Raw genomic sequence first — 21687 nt, forward strand, 5'->3', positions numbered from 1 at the left:
ATGGAGCTAACTGTCGCAGCGTTGCGCAACGCTGAACGCTTTACCGCACTTTTTACTAAAAAATCTGCTATTGCAAAATCAGCTGCAACAGAGGTGTCTGCCAAAGGGTTGTTTCGAGGCAGATCAACCAAAAGACTATCTGACCAAAGACGGTCAACCAGAAGCCTGTCTGTTAGAAGACTGCCTACCAGAGGTCCATCCACCAAAAGAGTACCTACCAAACAACCGCCGATCAAAGAGACGCCAGCCGGACAGCCTCGCCTTGCCAAGTCAGATGTCAGGACACCGCTTACCAGCGGCTGGCACCTGATCGCCCTGCTGGCCTGGACCTGTACCCTCGCCGGCTGCGACGCCAGACCGCAAACCCGGGCCATCACCGAGATCACCCCGGAGCAGGGCTACCGCTTCTCACAGTTGGCAAAGGGCGAAAAAAACACCGACGAGCTGTTTGTCATAGTGGCGTTTTCCGGCGGCGGCAAGCGCGCCTCGGCCCTCTCTTACGGCGTCCTCGAAAAGCTGCGACAAACCCCGATTCAGTGGCGCGGGCAACAAAAGACCCTGCTCGATGAAGTGGACGTGATTTCCTCTGTGTCCGGTGGCAGCTTTACCGCGGCCTACTACGCTCTGCACCGCGAAGCCATTTTCGACGGCAGCTTTGAGCGCTTTCTGAAACAGGACACCCCCAAAGCGTTGCTGCACGAAACGCTCACCCCGAGCAACTGGCCGAGCCTGGCCAGCGCCGATTACGGCCGCAGCGACCTGGCGTCGAACTACTACGACGATACCCTCTACGGCGGTGCCACCTTCGCCACCCTGACAGAGGCGGCACTGCGGCCCATGATTCTTATCAATGCCACCGATATGAGCAGCGGCAGCCAGTTTACCTTTACCCAGGACTACCTCGACCTGATGTGCGTCGACCTGGGCGCGATCAAACTCGCGCGGGCGGTGGCATCGTCGTCGGCTTTTCCCGGAGCCTTCACCCCCATGACCTACAGCAACCACGCCGATCGCTGCCAGCACCGCAGTCCCAAATGGTGGTCGCAGGCGGAATCCCGGCGCCGCACCAACCCCGACCTGGCCGAGCACGTCGAAGAACTGCACAGTTATACCGCTACTGAAAACGACGTGCTGAAACGCCCGTTCGTGCATTTGATCGACGGCGGCGTCGCGGACAACCTGGGCCTGCGCAACCTGCTGTTTGCCCTCGAAACCAAAGGTTCGGCCAACGCTATCAGAACCTTGATCGACGAACGCAAGATTCGCAAACTGTTGATCCTGGTGGTAAACGCGGCCAACAACCCGCCCAACGAGCGGGACCAGACCGCGAGCATACCCGGCCTGGGCGATCTGCTTACCCAGACAGCGACCATTCCGCTAAATAACTTCACCCGCGACACGCTGGAGCGAATCGATAACTATGTAGACACCGCGCGCCAGCCCGGCGAGGACAACTCGGGGCTCGATGTCTATCTGACGGAAGTTTCGTTCGATCACCTGATGGACGCCGAGGCCCGCAGTTACTTCGACACCATTCCCACCAGTTTCGGTATAGCACCGGAAGCCGTCGATGAACTGATGCAGGTAGCCGGCCAGTTGCTCGACACCGACGGCAACTGGCAGCGGTTGTTGGCACAACTGCAGGCAGAGACTCGAAGCGGTGAAACAGCCGTGAGCGACTAAAAAAGCCTTGGGCACGCCAGGGTCGGGGTCGTCCTTTAGCAAATATGTGCCACCTGATCGGCCTGGCTCTGGCTGAAGCTTTCAGAAACACGCTGTGAACCCGTCCCTGGGAGCTTCCCGACAGCATCCCTGCTGTCGAGAGTTTCTGAAAGCTTCAGCCAGAGCCAGGCCTTACTTCAGTACGCTTAACCAAGGTCGATGCGGTTGGGGCGAGAATCGATAAACTGATGCACATGCGCTTAAGTAAGTGTCATTCGGGACGGGCCCGAATTGCAGGAATCGAATCGACCTCAATTAAGTGTGCTGAAGGTAGGTTTGGTACTGACTGGGGCTTTCAGAAACTCTCGACAGCAGGGATGCTGTCGGGAAGTCCCCACGGATGGGTTCACGACGTGTTTCTGAAAGCCCCAGTCAGTGCCAGACCGATCAATTAGCACATATTTGCTTAAAGAAGCGCCAATCGGGACAAACCCCAACCGTACCTAAGAATCAGTAAAAGCTCCCGGAAGTTTTTACTCTGGCCCCATATTTCATGTAGGCGCCGCATCGGCCAGCGCTTCGCGACCGAAAGGTTGAGTAATCAGCACCAGCTTCGGCAGCAAAGTGAGAGAACCGACAATGGCCGCAAACATCGCCAACCCCGTCAGCAGGCCGAAATAAATAGAGGGAATAAACTCCGACAACGCCAGGATGGAAAAGCCGACGATAATCGTCACCGACGTATAAAACATGGCCCGCCCGATAGACGCGTGGGCCCGGTGCATACACTGCAGATAATCGCCGAGTTCGGCAAACTCACGGCGGAACCGGTGCAAATAGTGAATCGCGTGATCCACACCAATACCCACGGCAATAGCGGCAATGGTGATGGTCATCATATCCAGTGGCACACCCGCCAGCCCCATGCCGCCAAGCACCACACCCGCAGCCAGCATATTGGGAATAATCGCAATCAGGGCAATAGTCGCGGAACGGAACAACACCATAAACATTGCCATAATGCCGAGAAACACACCGCCCAGAGTGACGATCTGGGAGCGAAACAGACTTTCCAGCATATTGTTGTACAACACCAGCATACCGGTGAAGTGAATCTGATCGCTCTTCAAACCGACTTCATCGACCGCATAGCGGCGAATTTTGTCCACCAGTTCCAGGCGCCGCAGATTCGGGTCCGTCTCCCGGGCTCGCAGCGACACCCGGGTCTGATTGATCGATTCGGCCAGGAACGGCGTCAGTAACACATCCTTGACCTCATCCGGCAATTTCTGTCGCACCAGCGCCAGCTCGAAATCGTTCAACTGCCCGCCGTTGATATCCCGCCCCACTTTATAGGCGGTGGCCAGGGACTGGACCTTACCCACCTCCGGCAGACTCTCCAGGTAGTCATGCAGTTGTTCCAACTCCCCCAGCCCCGCCTTGGTAAACCAGTACCTGGCGCCGGGACTCTCGGGGTTCTTTTCCGAAAACGGATCGGTTTCCGAAAACGGGTCTTCCTGGGCCAGTGGCTCGGGCCTCTCGAAGGGGTCCGGTTCGTCGAAGGGGTCCGCCTCGGCAAACGGATCGTCGACATCCCCGAAACCGGCGCCGTTAAACGACGAGCTGAGGTCCTCTATCAACTCGGGGTCCGCATCCAGAATAATATCGAGCGTGGTGGTGCCGCCCAGGCGCTGGTCGATGGCGAGCAGGCCCTGGTAAATCTCCGTGTCTTTGCGGAAGTAGTCAATGAAGCGATTGTCCACTTCCAGTTTGCTGGCACCGTAGAAACTGACCATCGCCGCCAGCAGGCTGATCACCAGCACTGTGTTACCGTGTTTTTCGGTGAACTTCGAAAAGCGCAGGGTCAGCACATGGGACGAGTCGCCGCGGTCGCGGGGTTCGCCTTTGGGCAACAACATCAGGCCTGCCGGCAGCACCACAAAGGCCAGCGCCAGTGCCACCATCAACCCGATACTCATCATCCAGCCGAAATCAATCACCGGCCGGATGTCGCTGACCACCAGCGACGCAAATGCCACCATAGTGGTCAGTGCCGTGTAGAGACAGGGTCGCGCCATAAAGCGCACGGTTTCCATCACCAATCGGCTTTGGGGCCAGTCGGGGTTGGCGGCGTGAAACTCCCGATAGCGGACCACCAGGTGAATGGTGATGGCGAGGGAAATAATCAGCAGCAGCGCCACGAAGTTGGACGAGATCACCGTCAGGCGCCAGTCGACCCAACTGAGGTAGCCCAACATCATGACCACGGCCAATATGCAGATCATCAGCGGCAGGATCACAAAGCGCGGCTGGCGAAAAATAAAAGCCAGGGTGGCAATGATAAAGATGACGATGCCGGTGCCGAAAACAACCAGATCACTGCGAATAAAGTCGATCATATCGGCGGTAATCATGGTGACGCCACCGAGAAAGATTTCGGCTCGGTCCCGATAGTCGTCGACGATCTGACGCACCTGCGCCACCCGCGCGCGGGCGCGCGTATCCGCGGCGGTGCGGTAATCGAGAAACGCCTGGCTCACCCGAGCCAGCTCCTCGGCCTCGGCTTCGGTCAACCCCTGGGTATCGCGCTTTAACCGCAAGCTGTCGCGCTCGCGCACCAGTTCGATAAAGCGGTTGTCGACCGCCAGGTTCAACAGCAACGCCGTGGTCTGCCCGTCGGGGCTGAGCAGCATATCGCGGTAGATGGGACTGGAGAGAAATTCCTGCTTGGCCAGCGCCCGATCGACGCCCGGCGTCAACAGATTGCGCGGCGCGCTGGCAATCTCGGTCAGCGTCTGCCTGGGGCTGTAGAGCAGCGGCACATCCAGCATCGAGTTGGAGCCGACCACACCTTCAACTGCCAGCAGCTCATCGCGCAGCGCTTTCAGCGTCGCGATCGAGGCGTCGGAAAACAGGTCATCCTGCGGCTTGTAGGTGACGACAAGGAAATCGCCACTCTGGTAACGCTTGTTGATCTCGCGAAAATAATCGAGGTCGGCGTCGTGTTCCAGGGTGAGCGAATCGGCCGACGCGTCCAGTTTGAAATTCGGCAGACCCAGCGCCAGTCCCACCGTCAGCAGCAATATGATTGCCAGCGTCAAGCGCGGACGGCCGATCACCATCGCCTGATAAAACTGAGCTAGCCTGTGTAACATCACTTCTCCATGATCGACAGAAAACCCCCAGCACTCACGGCGTGCCGATCGGCGCTTGCGCGCAACTGGAGATTGCCATTACTCTCGAGACTACCATCAAAACTACCCATCTGACCGCAGATGGCGGCAGAAGTGCGACGGTAGACGGGCAGTGGCAGCGGGACTTGCGAGGCCGAAACGCGCGTCTTTGACGGCGTCGGCGGCAGTATCGGCTGTAGCATCATAGGTATAAATCCCTATACATTTGCATTCCGGCTTCCGGGCAGCCGCCTATTATCGGTAAAAAAACACAACAATAAAACCTCCGGTCTAGGTAAAGAAAGTTTAAGGGGTAGTGAAAATGCGTTATTTGTCACCCCAATACCCGGCAAAACTCGCCCCGCCAGGTACCTGGTATCGACGGCTTAAAGCGACAGTAACAACAATAACAATAGCGGCAGTACCAACAATATCACCAACAATATCACCAACAACTTTACCAACAGCTTTACCGACCCGGCCGTTATTTAATGGCAGATTGCTGCCCTGCGGTAGCTGCCGGCTCCCCCTACACCGTTCCTGCATCACTGTAAATATGCAGGCGGCACCAACGCGGTTGATACGCTGAAAGCGACACCCCGGACCTATTGCAATACCGGCACCCTGGTGACAAGCTACTGCAAATTTTGCCAAAACCATTGCCATAGCCCGGAGTTCCCACTGCCGCGGCACTCTGCTGTAACAGCCCAGCACCCACATGCGGTGAAAACAATGCCGCCGCACACTGTCCGCCTATATTTTCATCAATCCGGCATATGGCCGATCGCGGGCACAGCCCGCCCGTCAACTTGACGCCTACAACATAATAGCAAACAACCGTTAATCGCAGCTTAACGGCAGACGGTGACAACAGATCCGATCGACAGTGTTGAGAATGCGCTGCGCGCTTTATAATCCCCGTTACAGTTTCTATAGTTGTAAAAGCTTTGCCACCGGATGCCGTTGCGGGATGTTAAGAATCAAACTGAAAGGCCCGAATACTGATGCCGTCTGGGTGATGGAAAAACACTACGGCATCGGTTGCGATGCCGCCAATCACCTGGTTCTCGACGACAGCAGCATCAGCCCCCATCACGCCAAGTTGATCACCCGCGACAACAAACTGTACCTAAAAGACAATAACAGTCGCGCGGGCAGCTATGTCAATAACCGTCGCGTTACCCGGAAACAAGTGGTCCCCGGCGACCTGATCCGCCTGGGTGAGGTGGAGATAGAAGTACTTGCACCCGAGGAACAGCCGCCGGCACCTGCGGCCGCGTCCCGGGTCGATCAGCCGACCTGGACGCTGGTGTCAGACAGCAGTTGGCTGGCGGGGCAGTCGTTCAGGATAGTGACTTCACCTGTCACTATCGGTCGCGGCAGTGACTGCGATATCACCATCCCCGGTACCCATTTGTCGCGCCAGCATGTGGAAATCAGCAGTCGGGGCAGCCGCCTGCATATACGCGATCTGGCCTCGGCCAACGGCACTTACATCAACGACAACCGTATTCAGGAAGGCGTTGCCGGCGACGGCGATCGCCTGCGCCTGGATGTTTACAGCTTTCGTATCGTCGGGCCCGATACCGATGGGGCAAAAACCCGGGTCAGAACTGCCAGCGGCCAGCCGTCGCGCAGTAGCGCCATGCCGAAAACGCCCGCAGCGGCAAAACAGTGGAAAACGCGTTCAACCTCACCAGGCAACCGCGACGAGCCGCCGCGCCGGGCCGGCCATCAGTTGTTGGCCTGGGTGAGCGCCGGCCTGGTATTGTTGATGATCGCCACCCTGATCTTTCTGTTTGGCATGGTATAGGCCATCCGGCCAGATGCGGGACCGTTGGCCCGGATCGGGCTGTTTAACCCGGTACGGACCACCCGGCACGACACAGGCCGTTAGAATGCCATCACCACCGCGGAGATATTGTCCCGGGCCCGGGACTGCGCCGCGTCAATCAGCCCGGCAGCAATAGCGGCCGGCCTATCAACGCCACCGAGCAACCGTTTCAGCACTGCCGGCGCCAGGCAATTGGAGAGGCCGTCGCTGCAGAACAGATAGATGTCCCCGGCCTCGACACGCCGGGTACTGACGGCAAACTCGAACGGCTCCCGGCGCCCCAGCGACCGCGTCAGGACATGGCGCAGGGGGTGCGCCCGCAGAGCCTGGTCATCCAGTTCACCCCGCGCTGCCAGTTCCGCCACATAGGTATGATCGCGGGTGAGCATGGCCAATTGCCGGCGCCGCAGCCGGTAGCAGCGAGAGTCGCCCGCATGGATCACGCAGAGATAGTCGCCCCAGGCCAGACCCGCCACCAGCGTTGTGCCCATTCTGCCAAACTGCACCTGGCGGCGCTGTTCCCGCTTCAGTTGCCGATTGACACCCTGCCCCGCCGCGCGCAGCGACGTCTGCATCTGCGCTGGCGTCCAGGTGGCCACATCCACGCCGCTGAGCCGCTGCTCGATATCCGCCACAAAGCGCTCGACACAGAGGCTGCTCGCCAGGGCGCCGCCGTTGTATCCACCGATACCGTCAGCCACCACCGCCAGTGCCCACTGCTCAGCCGCCACCCAGTCGATAGCATCCTCATTGTGATCTCTGACGGCGCCGCGGTGGGTACTGCCGGCGAGCTGATAGCGCAAACGCAACCTCCTCAATGTGCGGCCGACCCCCTACAGCGCTATCTCACCGGATCGCCGCGCCTCCCTCAATCCATTGCTTCACTCACCCCATTTGGGCAGCAGGGATTGCTCGATATGCAGTTGGTCCAGCAACCGGGCGACCACAAAATCCACCAGGTCCTCCAGTGTCCTGGGCCGGTTGTAGAACCCGGGGCTGGCGGGCAGCACCACGGCGCCCAACTGCGTCAACTTCAACATGTTCTCCAGATGAACCGCCGAGTAAGGCGCCTCGCGCGGCACCAGCAGCAGTTGCCGGCGCTCTTTCATGGCGACATCGGCGGCCCGTTCGATAAGGTTATTGCTGGCGCCAGAGGCAATGGCTGCCAGGGTGCCGCCGCTGGCCGGGCAGATCACCATGGACGCCGGCGAACTGGAGCCCGAGGCCACCGGGGCAAACCAGTCTTCCCGGCCAAACAGCACTAACTGTCCGGCCCCGGCCCCGTAGCGGGCGCCGAGGTAATCGCGCTGTTGCTCCAGTTGCGCCGGCAGCGACAAATCGGTCTCGGTAGCGATCACCACCTCGGCGGCGCGCGACAGCAACAGGTACACCCGGCAGTCGGCCGCCAACAGGGCCTGCAGCAGGCGCAACCCGTATTGAGCTCCCGATGCACCGGTCATCGCCAGGGTTACGGTACGTGAATACTTCGCCATCAGCCCGCCGCCCCCTTGCGTCCGTTCACCTGTGCCAGGCGCTCTAACAACAGTCGATGCACCCCGCCAAAACCGCCGTTGCTCATCACCACTATGTGCGTGCCGGGGCCGCTCAGCGCCAGGGCGTCCGCCACCAGGGTATCCAGGTCGGTAGCCAGTTTGGCCGGCACCGGGCTGTGATTAACCACCTCGTTTAACCCCCAGTCGGCACCCCGGGGCTGATACCAGAGCACATCATCAGCATCGCTGCAGGCCTGCCCCAACTGGGATTTGTGCAGCCCCAGCCGCATGGTATTGGAGCGCGGTTCGATCAGCGCCAGTATCTTATCCGCACCTACCTTGGCGCGCAGGCCGGCCAGGGTAGTCCTGATGGCGGTCGGGTGGTGGGCGAAATCGTCGTAAACCCGCACCCCCGCAACCTCGCCCAGACATTCCATGCGCCGTTTAACGCCGGCAAACTCGCCCAGTGCCGCAGTCGCCAGCGCCGGCGTCACACCGACGTGGCGGGCGGCGGCAATGGCCGCCAGGCCGTTCATCACACTGTGCTCACCGGTCTGGCCCCAGGTGACGGAACCCGCCTCGCGCCCTTCGAACAGCACGGTAAACCGACTGCCGTCGGGACTGCCGAGCCGCGCCTGCCACTGCGGGCCGGCGGCACCATCGGGCGCCGGCGCCAGTCCCAGGTACTGGCGCGGCGTCCAGCAGCCCTGCTCGAAGACCGCGGCGATCGCCGGGTCTGCGGCCGGGGACAGAATCAGGCCGTTACCCGGCACGGTGCGCACCAGGTGGTGAAACTGTCGCTGGATAGCGGCCAGGTCCGGGAAAATATCGGCGTGATCGAACTCTAAATTGTTGATGACCAGCGTGCGGGGCTGATAGTGGACGAATTTTGAACGCTTATCGAAAAACGCGCTGTCGTATTCATCCGCCTCCACCACAAAAAACGCCGACTCCCCGAGTCGCGCCGACTGGGGAAAGTTATTCGGCACACCGCCGATCAGGTACCCCGGCGCCATTCCGGCATACTCCAAAATCCAGGCCAGCATACTGCTGGTGGTGGTCTTGCCGTGGGTGCCCGCCACCGCCAGCACCCACTTGTCGCGCAGCAGGTGGTCGCGCAGCCACTGCGGGCCGGAGGTATAGGGAATACCGGTATCCAACAGATACTCCAGCGCCGGGTTGCCGCGACTGAGGACATTACCGACCACCACCAGGTCCGGCGCCGGCTGCAACTGCTGCGGATCGTAGCCTTCCGTCAGCGCTATGCCCGCCGCCTGCAACTGGGTGCTCATGGGGGGGTAGACGTTGGCATCGGCGCCGGTGACGCGGTGCCCGAGGGCCTGGGCCAACTGCGCCAGACTGCCCATAAAGGTGCCGCAGATGCCGAGTATATGGATATGCATAAATGTCACTCATCGCCGGTTTCAATTGCCGCGCGCCAGCCGGCCGCACTGTTCGGTGGGCAGCTTATCATGCCTTTTTCACGGTCGAAAATGCAGGCCCTGTCCAAAGCGGCAGCGCGCGCCCGATCCCGCCCCGATAAAATGCAATTGCCACCGCTTTCCAGTATCATTCGCCGCCAGTAAACCGCTATAAAAAAGCAGGTCTCGGCACGGCCATTACGCTGCCTTAACAAGGACCGCCAACAAGGACAATCGGGGACCCTTCAATGACCAAAAAGAATGCCTTTTATGCGCAGTCCGGCGGCGTTACCGCCGTCATCAACGCCAGCGCCTGCGGCGTTATCGAAACCGCCCGCCAGCACAAAACCGCCATCGGCAAGGTCTACGCCGGTAACAACGGCATTATCGGCGCGCTGCGCGAGGAGCTGATCGATACAGGCAAGGAATCGGCCAAGACGATCGCCGCCTTGAAACACACACCGTCGGGTGCATTCGGCTCCTGCCGCTACAAGCTCAAAAGCCTGGAGCAGAACCGGGCCGAGTACGAGCGGTTGATCGATGTCTTCAAAGCCCACAATATCGGCTACTTCTTTTACAACGGCGGCGGCGACTCGGCGGATACCTGCCTGAAGATCTCGCAGTTGTCGCAAACCCTGGACTATCCCCTACAGGCGATTCACGTACCCAAAACCATCGATAATGACCTGCCGCTGACAGACAACTGCCCGGGCTTCGGTTCGGTGGCCAAGTACGTTGCCGTGTCTATCAGGGAGGCCAGTCTGGATGTCGCCTCCATGTGCGACACCTCCACCAAGGTGTTTATCATGGAGGTTATGGGCCGGCACGCGGGCTGGATCGCCGCCGCTGCGGGCCTGGCGGCCGACAGCGAGGCTGACGGACCCCATATCATTTTATTTCCGGAGATTGCCTTTGACCGCGACAAGTTTTTAAAGCGCGTGCAGCGCTGTGTAAAAAAATACGGCTACTGCGCGATCGTCGCCTCGGAGGGCGCGCAATACAAAGACGGCACCTTCCTGGCCGACGCCGGCTCCAAGGACGCCTTCGGCCATACCCAACTGGGCGGTGTGGCGCCCACCCTGGCCACCCTGGTCAAAGACGCCCTGGGGTACAAATATCACTGGGCGGTAGCGGATTACCTGCAGAGAGCGGCCCGCCATATCGCCTCGGGCACCGATGTGGAGCAGGCTTACGCGGTGGGTAAGGCCGCCGTGGAAATGGCGGTGGCCGGCAAGAATGCCGTGATGCCGGCGATAGTGCGCGGCAAGGGCAAGCGCTACACCTGGCGCATAGAGGAAGCACCGCTGGCCAAAGTGGCCAATGTGGAGCGCAAGATGCCGCGCAACTATATCAGCGCCGACGGTTTCGGGATCACCGACAAAGCGCGCCAGTACCTGCAGCCGCTGATCCAGGGGGAGGATTATCCGCCCTATCGACACGGGCTGCCGGTTTATACCCGCTTGAAGAAAGTGCTGGTCCCGCAAAAACTAAAGACGGCCTTTCGGGTATAAAGCTCGGGTTGTAGCACCTAAGTGACAAGGTGCCAACTGATCGGCCTGCCTCTGGGCAGGCCTACCCCCGGTATTTTTAGTCAAGATCGGGTGCCCGCCCATGCCAAGCGACGTTAAACAACTGCTCGAGGACATCAAAACCGAGTACCGCGAGACGGCCCACCTGACCGGCCGCAAGCACCTCAGTGCAGAGGTGGCAGCAGCACTGGCGGCAGTGCCGCGCCACGCGTTCGTACCTGCCGGCGACATTCACCGCGCCTACGACAACTACCCCCTGCCCATTGGCCACCGGCAAACCATCTCCCAGCCTTACATGGTGGCGTTGATGACGGATTTGCTCGATCTGGGTCCGGGCTGCCGGGTCCTGGAAGTAGGCACCGGTTGTGGCTACCAGACGGCGGTTCTGGCGCAACTGGCAGCGCAGGTATACAGCGTCGAGATTATCGAGCCGCTGGCACAGGACGCCGCCGCACGCCTGGCAGCCCAGGGCTATGACAATATCCACCTGCGCCGCGGCGACGGTTATCGGGGCTGGCCGGAGGCTGCCCCGTTTGACGCAATCATGGTCACCGCCTGCGCCCCGGCAATCCCATCGCCGCTGGTGACCCAACTGGCGCCCGGCGGCAGGCTGGTGATTCCGCTGCAACAGGGCGACGAGCAGTGGCTGGTACGGGGGGAACTGGATGCGGAGGAAAAGCTGACAACCACGCGACTGCTGCCGGTCAGGTTTGTGCCCCTGACCCGCTCGGATTAAGCGCCCGCAAGCGCGGCATAGATGTGAAAGTTATCGCCTTTGTTTCGGGAGCTGAACACTAGGGCCCCACAACTCGGCCAGCCGCTGATCCCTGCCGCAACGACTGCGGTAGAACTTGTAGCGCAGCGGATTTTTTTGGTAGTAGTCCTGGTGGTATTCCTCAGCGATGTAAAAAACCCCGGCCTCGGTTATCTCCGTCGCCAGTTCCTGCGTGAACCGACCCGAGGCCACCAGGGCATCTTTGCTGCTCTGCGCGGCGGCCCTCTGCTGTTCATCCCGGTAAAAAATACCCGGGCGGTACTGGCTTCCCTTGTCGCAAAACTGCCCGCGCTTATCCACGGGATCGATATTGCGCCAAAATACCTGCAACAGGGTTTCGTAACTCACTACCTGTGGGTCATACACCACTTTTACCGCTTCAGTATGGCCGGTGCGACCGCGGGTGACCTGCTTGTAAGTGGGGTTGGCGACATGGCCGCCAATATAACCGGAGGTGGTGCTGATCACGCCGGGCAACTTGTCGAACGGCGGCTCCATGCACCAGAAACAGCCGCCGGCAAAAATCGCCTGACGGGTTTCTTGTGCAACTGCCGGTAACGACAGCCCCGCCCACACCAGCAACACTATCCATTTGAATACATACATAATTGACCCACCGCACTGTCTGTAAACGCTACCGCCGCCGGTATCGCCGGGGTATGACTATGACTGTGTCCCCGCGCCGAGGTTCAACGCCCATCGCCACGCGGCAATCGAACAACCAGCCCTTCGTTGCCGCCGGCGCTGGTAGGGATTGCCCCACAGCGCCCGAACCGACCCGTAAGTTCATTGTTGCAGTATCAGGCCCGGTACTCTATAAGGGCGCTATGCGACACAAGACAGACCATACGATCGCCATTGCCTGCATAGCGGCTCTCGCCTTGCTGGTCCTGACAACCGGGTCTCAATGGCACTTGAAAAGCCTGCACCGCCTGGCGCTGGAAGAGTCACTGCAGACGGTGTTGCTGACAACGCAGCAGGCTGTACGCTCCTGGGTGAATGAGGAAAAACGTGCGGCCCAGCTCTGGGCTCGCGACCCCGAATTACTGCGACTCACCGAAGTGCTACTGGACTCTGGCGCAGGTACCCGGGCGCCAATCGACCTGCCCGCAGCCCTGTTCCGCGCCGACCCGCAGCGAGATTTCTCCATTATCGACCCGCGCCACCGGGTCATCGCCGCCTCGAACCCGGCACTGATCGGCACCGCCAGCCTGCTGCCCGGCGACCGGGAGGAAGCCCGCCGGGCCTGGCACGGTGAAACGACCATGACGCCGCCCATCCTCAGCGGCACCGCCGCGCGCCGGCAGGCGTCGCCGCAACCGCTGCCGCTGATGTTCGTCAACACCCCCATCCGCAACGGGCGCAATGACATCATCGCCCTGTTGAGTCTGCACGTGGACCCGCGGCAATACTTCGATCCGCTGCTCAGCCGCGGGCGGGTGAGCGGCGGAGAGACCCTGGCATTCAACCGGTCCGGGTTGCTGTTGAGTGAAAGCCGCTTCGAAAGCCAGTTGCGCGACATAGGCCTGCTGCAACCGCAGCAGCGTTCCGCACTCAATGTGGCGCTGCGCAACCCCGGGGTCGATCTGACCGCTGCGCCGCAGCCACAACCGGACTTTACCCATCTGCCGTTGACCCAAATGGCCGCCAGCGCCATCCAGGGTGGCAGCGATGTCAACACCCGCGGTTACCGCGATTACCGCGGTGTCAACGTCATCGGCGCCTGGCTCTGGGACGACGAGCTGAACTTCGGCCTGGCCACGGAAATCGACTACGACAATGCCTACCTTATCTACACCCGCAATCGCAATCTAACGCTGCTGACCGCACTGTTTTTCGGTGTCATCCTGGCCACACTGCTGTGGCTGCAGGTGCGCAACCAGTACAAGTACCGGGATTTGTCCCATCAGTTGGAGTCCATCCTCAGCAACACCACATCGCTGATCTATATCAAGGACCGCGAGGACCGGCTGCTGTTGGCAAACCGGGCCTTCAACGAGGCGTTCGCCCGCCGCAACGAAACCCTGCTCGGGCAAAACCTGCAGCAGTTGCTGATGCCCGCCAGCGTGCCCCAGTCGGACTACTACGATCAGTTGGTACTGGAGGAGAAGCGCCCGGTCGAGTATGAGCAAACCCTGGCACTGCAAGGCGAGAAACGCGTTTACCTGACCGTCAAATTCCCCATGTGCGATCAAGAGGAACGCACCTACGCCATCGGCGCGGTCTCTACCGACATCACCTCGCGCCGGGAAATCGAAACGGCGCTGGAGGAGCGCGAGCGCTTTCTCGACAGTATGATGGCCAACCTGCCCGGTATGGTTTACCGGCGCCGCGGCGACGACAGCTACGCTATGGTGTACCTCAGCCAGGGCTGCCTGACACTGACGGCATACCCGCCCAAATGTTTTATCAACGAGGAGGTGAGTTTTCTCAGCATCATCCATGCGCAGGACCGCGAACTGGTTATGCAGACCATCAAAGCCAGCCTCGATCAGCACCGCAGTTTTGAAGTGGAGTACCGTATCCGCAGCGCCAACGGCGCCGAAAAATGGGTGTGGGAACGCGGCCGCGGCATCTATGACTACAACGACGACATTGCCTTTATCGAAGGCTTCGTCACCGATATCAGCGATCGCAAGCAGATAGACAAAGAACTGGCAGCCCACCGGCAACACCTGGCGAGTCTGGTCAGAGAGCGCACCCAACAGCTCGATTACGAAAGAATCCGCCTGAACGCGCTGATCGACAACGCCGCCGACGGTATCGTCAACGTCGACGGCAACGGCATCATCACGCTGTTCAGTCCCGCCGCTGAAAAAATCTTCGGTTACAGTATCGACGAGGTCATCGGTAAAAACGTCACACTGCTGATTCCGGATGACCAGCAGGGCGGACACCTGGCCGGTATAGCGCGCAACAGCACCCCCGGCAGCCCGCCGCTGGCGAGCAGAACGCTGCAACTGAAAGCGGTGCACAAAGATGGTCACCACTTCCCCATCGAACTGAGCCTGAGCCAGGCGACCGTCGATCAAGAGGTCATCTTCACCGGTATCATCCGCGATATCACCGAGCGACTCGAACACCAAAAAACACTGGAGGCCACCACCGCCATGGCGGAGGAGGCCAGTCAGACCAAATCCGAGTTTCTGGCCAATATGAGCCACGAAATCCGCACGCCCATGAACGCCATTATCGGTATGACGCAGTTGGCGCTGCAGACCGATCTCAACGACAAGCAGAAGCGCTTCTTAACCGCCGTCAACACCGCGTCCAACAATCTGATGGGCATCATCAATGACATTCTGGATTTCTCGAAAATAGAAGCCGGCAAACTGGACATCGAGGACATCCCGTTCAATCTCAACGATGTCATGGACACAGTGGCGGATATGGCGGCCGCCCGCGCCCAGGAGAAGGGCCTGGAGTTTATTTTCGATATCGCCCGGGATGTACCCCTGCACCTGACCGGTGATGCGCTGCGCCTCAATCAGATTTTTACCAACCTGTGTTCCAACGCAGTCAAGTTCACCGACAGCGGGGAGATTATTCTACAGGCGCGCCGCCTGCGCGGCGATGACCAAAAAGTGATACTCAAATTCTCGGTCACCGATACCGGCATCGGCATCAGCCAGGCCAACCAGAAACACCTGTTCCAGGCCTTCAGCCAGGCGGATGCCACCATTACGCGCAAATACGGCGGCACCGGCCTGGGTCTGTCTATCTGCAAAAAGCTGGTCACCTTGATGGACGGCAGCATCAGCGTCAACAGTGAAGAGGGCAAAGGCAGCCGCTTTTCTTTCGTCCTGTCGTTCGGCCTGGACAGGTCACAACCGGCCGTCGCAACAACCGAGGTCGACGCCGACCTGGCACCGGCCGCCATCCTGGTGGCGGAGTCGCAGCCGGCATCACGGCGCATCCTGCTGGCGCAACTGCAGCGCGCCGGTCTCACCGCCACGGCGGTAGACAAGCCGGCAGAGCTGTTTGATCGCCTGGCGAGCACCGCATCGCGGATCGACCTGTTGTTGCTCAACTGGAAGCTCGACAATACCGGCGGCGGCGATTTGCTCAGGCAAATCAGGGCGGCTAAAGACCTGCAGCAACCCGCTGTGATTACCATGGTCACTCACCACAATCGCGACGAGTTTACCGAATTGGCGCAGGCCTTCGGCATCGGCAGTATGCTGACCAAACCCTTCAACAGCAGCGAGTTTTTTACCGCCTTGAACCGGGCCGCCGCCGGAGAGCGGGCCGGCGCCAGGACGCCGGTGCCGGCGACCCCGGCGGCGAATGCCGGCGCCCTCACCAAGAAGAGAATTCTGGTGGTGGAGGACAACGATATCAACCAGCTGGTCGCCGGCGAAATACTCGAGGACCTGGGCTATGACGTCGATCTGGCCGGCAACGGCGAGGAGGCACTCGAAAAAATCAAACACCATCAATTCGACGCCGTGCTGATGGATGTGCAGATGCCGGTGATGGACGGCTACGCCGCCGCCCGGGAAATACGCAAAACCGCCGGCGGCAAGCACTTGCCGATCATCGCCATGACCGCCAATGCCATGGCCTCCGACAGAGACAAGTGCCTGGTCGCCGGCATGAACGACTTTCTCGGCAAACCGATCAATCTGGAGCGCCTCGGCACGACCTTGCGACACTGGCTGCAGTTGGAGGAGCCCGACAGCGACTCGAGCCAGCCGCCGCCGGCGGCGGATCTGCCCCTGCCCAAACAGGCGCCCGGTTTGAATATCGAGTTGGGATTGATCAACTGCTCTTACAACAAAGCCTTCTATCTCAAACTACTGAACAAATTTACCGGCGACTACAGTCCGCGACTTCACAACGTGCGCGAGCTGATCGATACCGGCAAGCGCCAGGACGCCATTCACATCGTCCACGCGATCAAGGGCGTCTCGGGGAATCTCGGTGCCACCGCGCTCTACGCCTCGGCCCGGTCACTGGAGAGTGCGCTGCGCAGCAATAGCAGCGAGGCGGCGCTGCTTAGCGAGCAATTCGAACAGGTCGACAACGCCATGCGTAATTTGATTGCCACGGTGGCCGGCCTTTAGCCGGACCGGCATGCGACCGTCAGGCCCTCTCCGGCACCTCACTCGGTGGCGGGGTACTGGTGCGCGGCAATCTCACGTTGGCAACACCGTAAGCAATGGCAATCAACGGACACACGTAATTGAAAATCGCATAGGGCGCATAGTGCCAGGTCGCAATACCGAGAGTGGCCGACATAAAGGCGCCGCAGGTATTCCAGGGAATCAACACCGAGGTCAGGGTACCGGCGTCCTCGAGGGTGCGGGACAGGTTGATGGTCTGCAGACCCTGCTCGGCAAATTTCTCCCGCAGCATCCGCCCCGGCAGGATAATCGCCATATACTGGTCGCCGGCCATGGCATTCATACCGAAACAGGTGGCGACGGTGGTCGCGATCAGGGAGGCCGTGCTGCGCACGCCGGCCAGGGTGGCGGTGACGATCTTCTGCAGACTGCCGGTCCTTTCCATGACCCCGCCAAACGCCATCGCGCTGATAATCAGCCAGATGGTGTTCATCATACTGCTCATACCGCCTTTGGAGAGCAGCTCATTGACCACCGCGTTATCGGTGTCAGCCTTATAACCGTCAAACAGGCTGTACCAGACACCTTTCAGAACCTGTAGCGGATAAGCCAGGCTGTCGGCGCCGGCCAGTGTCACTACCGCCGGCTGCTGAAATACGGCGGCAAACAGGCAGCCGACCAGGGAGCCGAAAATCAAGGTGGGAAAAGCCGGTACGCGCAGGTAGGCCATCACCAGCAGGATCACCAGCGGAATCAGCAGATACCAGCCGATGCTGAAATTCTGCTTCAACGCCGCCAGCACCTGCTCGACCTCGACACTGGAACTGCGCGCTTCGACGCCGGCGCCGAGCACCAGAAACGCCACAAACGCCACGGCGATACTGGGCAATGTGGTCCACAGCATATGGCGAATATGCTGGAACAGCTCGTTGCCGGTGATCGCCGCGGCCAGGTTGGTGGTGTCGGACAGCGGCGACAGCTTATCGCCGAAGTAGGCACCTGAAATAATCGCCCCGGCGGTGATCATCGGCGATAGCCCAAGGCCGCCGGCGATGCCCATCAGGCCGATGCCAAGGGTTCCGGCCACGGTCCAGGAACTGCCGATGCTGATACCCACCAGCGCGCAGATAAAACAGGCGGTGGCGTAGAATAAATCGGGTGTGAAAATTTGCAGGCCGTAATAAATCATTGCCGGCACCACACCGGCGAGAATCCAACTGCCGATCAGTGAACCGACCGTCAGCAGAATCAAAATCGCTTTAAACGCGAGACCGATACCGTGCACCATGCCTTCCTGCATCTCGTCCCAACTGGCACCGTTTTTCATTCCCACGGCGGCGGCGAGACAGGCACACAGCAGCAACACGATCTGGTTGGCGCCGTAGGAGGAATCCGCGCCGTACAGCTTTACCGACAGCGCCAGCAACACCACCAGGGTGATCAGGGGAATCAGGGCATCGGTGAGACTGGGAACTGGCGCGGATGACTCGGGCTCGGGCGGCATTGTGACTCTCTATAACAAAACTTTAAAACAGGCCCTGGTAGAGTGTAATCACCATTAAGCATCCAACTTACAGTGATCTGCCCGACCAGGGACGGGGTGGTGCAGGGTGTTTTTCAGCCCCACACTTAAATTTCGCGCCGGAAGTGGGGTGTAGTAGCAAGCGGTCCCAGACGGCAGAGGTTCTCGCTCCGGAAGGCTGAAAAATACCCTGTACCGGCGCGGCCCGTGCCGGGTGGCACTCCCCTATATCGAGGGTTTAACGGAGAGCCAAACCCCCAACCGATATAGCTTCAGCCTCCGGCCGTCCGCTCCGGTCTACTCTTACGACGAACGACGCGGCGATCTCATCAGGTCACCCCAATAGCGGTGCTATCACCAGGCTCACAATGGCCATGACGTTGATAAGAATATTCATCGACGGGCCCGAGGTGTCTTTGAAGGGATCGCCCACCGTATCGCCCACCACGGCCGCCTTGTGCACATCGGAACCCTTGCCGCCCAGGTTGCCTTTCTCGACGTATTTCTTGGCGTTGTCCCAGGCACCGCCGGCATTGGCCATGGTCAGCGCCATCAGTACGCAGGTAATCAGGGCGCCACCGAGCATACCGCCGAGCGCCTGCGGCCCGATACCAAAGCCCACCACCACCGGTGCGGCGACGGCCAGCACGCCCGGCGCCACCATCCGCTTCAGGGCCGCCTGGGTGGCAATATCTACGCAGCGGGCACTGTCGGGTTTGGCGGTACCCTCCATCAATCCGGGAATCTCGCGGAACTGGCGACGAATCTCCTTGATCATATCGAAGGCGGCGTCACCCACCGCGCGCATGGTCAGGGCACTGACCAGAAACGGGAAAATCCCGCCCAAAAACATGCCCATCAACACCAGCGGGTTGCTGATATTCAACGCAAACCCATCCACATGGTGGGAGACGGTTTCGATATAGGCGGCAATGATCGCCAGCGCCGCCAGACCGGCCGCACCGATGGCAAAACCCTTGCCGATGGCGGCGGTGGTGTTGCCCACTTCGTCGAGACCGTCGGTAATGGCCCGGGTTTCCTCGCCCAGCTCCGCCATCTCGGCGATGCCACCGGCATTGTCCGCCACCGGACCATAGGCATCGATCGCCATGGTGATGCCGACAGTGGCCAGCATACCCACGGCGGCGATACCGACACCGTAGACACCGGCCCCTTCAGGCAGGATCACACTGGTGGCAAAGATAATGCCGGCAATGGTCAACACCGGTATCACCACCGATTCCATACCCGTGGCAAGGCCGGAGATCATCACCGTAGCGGGGCCTGTCTCGCCGCCCTCGGCGATCAACCGCACCGGCCGGCCGCCGGTGTAATACTCCGTGACCAATCCGATCGTAATGCCGCCGACCGCGCCACACACCACACACAGCCACACCGCCGGGGTAAGGCCCATGCTCGACACCAGCACCCAGGCGGCGCCGATAAAGATCACAGTGGAGCCGATAGTGCCCATCCGCAGGGCCACGTCCGGCGCCTTCGAGGAAGCCAGGCGCACCAGCACTATGCCGATGATCGAACAGACCAGTCCCAGCGAGGCCAGCGCCAGCGGTGCGAACATCAATTGTTCGCGCGCGCCGCCCAGCGTCGCCACCGCTGCCGCGGCCATGGTCGAGGCAATGGCGATGGTGGCGATCATCGAGCCGCAATAGGATTCAAAGATATCCGATCCCATACCGGCCACATCGCCCACATTGTCGCCGACATTATCGGCGATAACACCGGGGTTGCGCGGGTCGTCCTCGGGAATACCCGCCTCCACCTTGCCCACCAGGTCGGCGCCGACATCGGCGCTCTTGGTGAAAATACCGCCGCCGACACGGGAAAACAGCGCGACGGTCGAAGCGCCCATACCAAAACCGTGAATCGATTCGGCGTGCGCCGGGTCACCGCCGAACAACAGATACAGGGCACCGATACCGAGCAATCCCATCGAGGCCACCGCCAGTCCCATAATGGAACCACCGTAAAAAGCCACACTCAACGCCGAGGCGGCGCCCTCGGTATTGGCCGCCACGGTCGTGCGCACATTGGCTTTGGTGGCAGTATACATACCCACATAGCCGGCGAACGCCGAGCAGAACGCCCCCACCACAAACGCCAGCGGCGTCTGCCAACTCTGAAAACCGACAAACAGGAAAATCGTAATCGCCACCAGGAACATGCCGAGAATCGTATATTCGCGCCGCATAAACACCATGGCGCCGGAGTGGATGGCGTCGGCTATTTCAGCGATCGCACCTTCCCCGGGAGAGTAACGTTTGACAATTTGATAGACGACAAAGGCCGCGAGCAACCCGGCCACCCCGAAAATCGGTGGCAACAGCAGTGGATCCATGATTAACCCCCAAGTTATTGTTAAATAGCGCCGGAGGGCTACAGCAAGCCCGACCTCAAATCCTTATTCGTGTTTCAGGTCGAAGCTATCCTCAAGATATCGCTCGGCTACCCGCCCGATTCTATGCTTATCTTGCAACGACAGTAAACCCCGGTTGTGCGCCTATGTTGGTTATAGTCGGCTATATGTTGTCTGTCACTGCCGGCACCGGTCACCGGCATCGATTGTGTCTGGGGGTGCATATGGTAAAATCGCGCCTCTTTTTATTACCCGCCCAAGTGAGAGTTATGAGTCTAGATCTAGTGGCCCCCGGCAAAAACCCGCCGGAAGACATCAATGTCATCATTGAAATTCCGCTCAACGGTGATCCGATCAAATACGAAGTCGACAAGGATACCGGCGCTATCTTTGTCGACCGCATGCTGGGCACCGCCATGCACTACCCGTGCAACTACGGCTATGTGCCCCACACCCTGTGCGGCGACGGCGACCCGGTGGATGTGCTGGTGGTGATGCCGCTGGCGCTGATACCCGGTTCGGTGGTGAAATGCCGTCCGATCGGGGTGTTGAAGATGACCGACGAATCCGGCGAGGACGCCAAGGTCATCGCCGTGCCGGTGGACAAGGTGACCGCACTTTATGCCCAGGTCGACTCAGTGCGCGACCTGCCGAGCCTGACGCTCGACCAGATCGCCCATTTTTTCGATCACTACAAGGACCTCGAACCCGGCAAGTGGGTGAATATCGATGGCTGGGAGGGGCCGGAAGCGGCGCGGCGGGAAATCACTGAGGCGATAGAGCGCTTCCAGCAGACCGACGACAAACCGCATTTTTAATCCGAAAGACAGGTGTGAAT

General features: G+C 60.1%; 15 protein-coding genes. 6 read left to right on the forward strand and 9 right to left on the reverse strand.

Features of this window, described 5'->3' with window-relative positions:
* Nucleotides 1-1683 carry a patatin-like phospholipase family protein gene (locus FKG94_RS23535; RefSeq protein WP_142929399.1) on the forward strand — a complete coding sequence of 561 codons (1683 nt, stop codon included), beginning with the start codon at nucleotides 1-3 and terminating at the stop codon, nucleotides 1681-1683.
* A gap of 530 nt (nucleotides 1684-2213) precedes the next feature.
* Here FKG94_RS23535 and FKG94_RS23540 read toward each other — a convergent pair.
* The 3 genes from FKG94_RS23540 to FKG94_RS23550 all read right to left on the reverse strand — a co-directional run bounded on the left by FKG94_RS23540 (nucleotide 2214) and on the right by FKG94_RS23550 (nucleotide 5501).
* Nucleotides 2214-4817, reverse strand: a complete 2604-nt coding sequence (locus FKG94_RS23540) for an efflux RND transporter permease subunit (protein WP_142929400.1) — start codon at nucleotides 4815-4817, stop codon at nucleotides 2214-2216.
* Nucleotides 4817-5041 (reverse strand): hypothetical protein, encoded by a 225-nt coding sequence (locus FKG94_RS23545; protein ID WP_142929401.1) that lies wholly within the window; start codon nucleotides 5039-5041, stop codon nucleotides 4817-4819. The genes FKG94_RS23540 and FKG94_RS23545 overlap by 1 nt, the downstream gene beginning before the upstream one ends.
* 121 nt (nucleotides 5042-5162) lie before the next feature.
* Nucleotides 5163-5501 carry a hypothetical protein gene (locus FKG94_RS23550; protein WP_142929402.1) on the reverse strand — a complete coding sequence of 113 codons (339 nt, stop codon included), beginning with the start codon at nucleotides 5499-5501 and terminating at the stop codon, nucleotides 5163-5165.
* Between the two features lie 304 nt (nucleotides 5502-5805).
* On the opposite strand from FKG94_RS23550, the gene FKG94_RS23555 reads away from it, so the two are divergent.
* On the forward strand, nucleotides 5806-6648 hold the full coding sequence (locus tag FKG94_RS23555) for an FHA domain-containing protein (protein ID WP_142929403.1): 843 nt from the start codon (nucleotides 5806-5808) through the stop codon (nucleotides 6646-6648).
* A gap of 80 nt (nucleotides 6649-6728) precedes the next feature.
* Here FKG94_RS23555 and FKG94_RS23560 read toward each other — a convergent pair whose 3' ends face one another.
* From FKG94_RS23560 to mpl, 3 genes are all read right to left on the reverse strand, one after another.
* Nucleotides 6729-7472 (reverse strand): PP2C family protein-serine/threonine phosphatase, encoded by a 744-nt coding sequence (locus FKG94_RS23560; RefSeq protein ID WP_179957781.1) that lies wholly within the window; start codon nucleotides 7470-7472, stop codon nucleotides 6729-6731.
* 78 nt (nucleotides 7473-7550) lie between these two features.
* On the reverse strand, nucleotides 7551-8162 hold the full coding sequence (locus FKG94_RS23565) for a flavin prenyltransferase UbiX (protein WP_179957782.1): 612 nt from the start codon (nucleotides 8160-8162) through the stop codon (nucleotides 7551-7553).
* A complete protein-coding gene (gene mpl, locus FKG94_RS23570; RefSeq protein WP_142929406.1) occupies nucleotides 8162-9565 on the reverse strand; it encodes a UDP-N-acetylmuramate:L-alanyl-gamma-D-glutamyl-meso-diaminopimelate ligase in 1404 nt (467 codons plus the stop codon). The genes FKG94_RS23565 and mpl overlap by 1 nt, the downstream gene beginning before the upstream one ends.
* A 266-nt stretch (nucleotides 9566-9831) precedes the next feature.
* Here mpl and FKG94_RS23575 point away from each other — a divergent pair, with 266 nt between their 5' ends.
* Both FKG94_RS23575 and FKG94_RS23580 read left to right on the forward strand, forming a co-directional pair.
* On the forward strand, nucleotides 9832-11094 hold the full coding sequence (locus tag FKG94_RS23575; protein WP_142929407.1) for a 6-phosphofructokinase: 1263 nt from the start codon (nucleotides 9832-9834) through the stop codon (nucleotides 11092-11094).
* 100 nt (nucleotides 11095-11194) lie between these two features.
* Nucleotides 11195-11848: a protein-L-isoaspartate(D-aspartate) O-methyltransferase gene (locus tag FKG94_RS23580; RefSeq protein WP_142929408.1), complete on the forward strand. Its 654-nt coding sequence runs from the start codon at nucleotides 11195-11197 to the stop codon at nucleotides 11846-11848.
* Between the two features lie 30 nt (nucleotides 11849-11878).
* On the opposite strand, the gene msrA is transcribed toward FKG94_RS23580, so the two are convergent.
* The gene (msrA, locus tag FKG94_RS23585) at nucleotides 11879-12493 is read right to left on the reverse strand and encodes a peptide-methionine (S)-S-oxide reductase MsrA (protein ID WP_142929409.1); all 615 of its coding nucleotides are present in this window, start codon (nucleotides 12491-12493) and stop codon (nucleotides 11879-11881) included.
* 221 nt (nucleotides 12494-12714) lie between these two features.
* On the opposite strand from msrA, the gene FKG94_RS23590 reads away from it, so the two are divergent.
* Nucleotides 12715-16953 carry a PAS domain S-box protein gene (locus tag FKG94_RS23590; protein ID WP_179957783.1) on the forward strand — a complete coding sequence of 1413 codons (4239 nt, stop codon included), beginning with the start codon at nucleotides 12715-12717 and terminating at the stop codon, nucleotides 16951-16953.
* A 19-nt stretch (nucleotides 16954-16972) separates the two neighbouring features.
* Here FKG94_RS23590 and nhaC read toward each other — a convergent pair whose 3' ends face one another.
* Nucleotides 16973-18457, reverse strand: a complete 1485-nt coding sequence (gene nhaC / locus FKG94_RS23595) for a Na+/H+ antiporter NhaC (RefSeq protein WP_142929411.1) — start codon at nucleotides 18455-18457, stop codon at nucleotides 16973-16975.
* A 352-nt stretch (nucleotides 18458-18809) separates the two neighbouring features.
* Complete coding sequence (locus FKG94_RS23600; RefSeq protein WP_142929412.1) at nucleotides 18810-20831, reverse strand: sodium-translocating pyrophosphatase; 2022 nt, start codon at nucleotides 20829-20831, stop codon at nucleotides 18810-18812.
* A gap of 287 nt (nucleotides 20832-21118) precedes the next feature.
* On the opposite strand from FKG94_RS23600, the gene ppa reads away from it, so the two are divergent.
* Nucleotides 21119-21667, forward strand: a complete 549-nt coding sequence (ppa, locus tag FKG94_RS23605; protein WP_142929413.1) for an inorganic diphosphatase — start codon at nucleotides 21119-21121, stop codon at nucleotides 21665-21667.
* The last annotated feature ends 20 nt before the right edge of the window (nucleotides 21668-21687 follow it).

It is taken from the genome of Exilibacterium tricleocarpae (assembly GCF_007004655.1).
Classification (GTDB): Bacteria; Pseudomonadota; Gammaproteobacteria; order Pseudomonadales; family Cellvibrionaceae; genus Exilibacterium; species Exilibacterium tricleocarpae.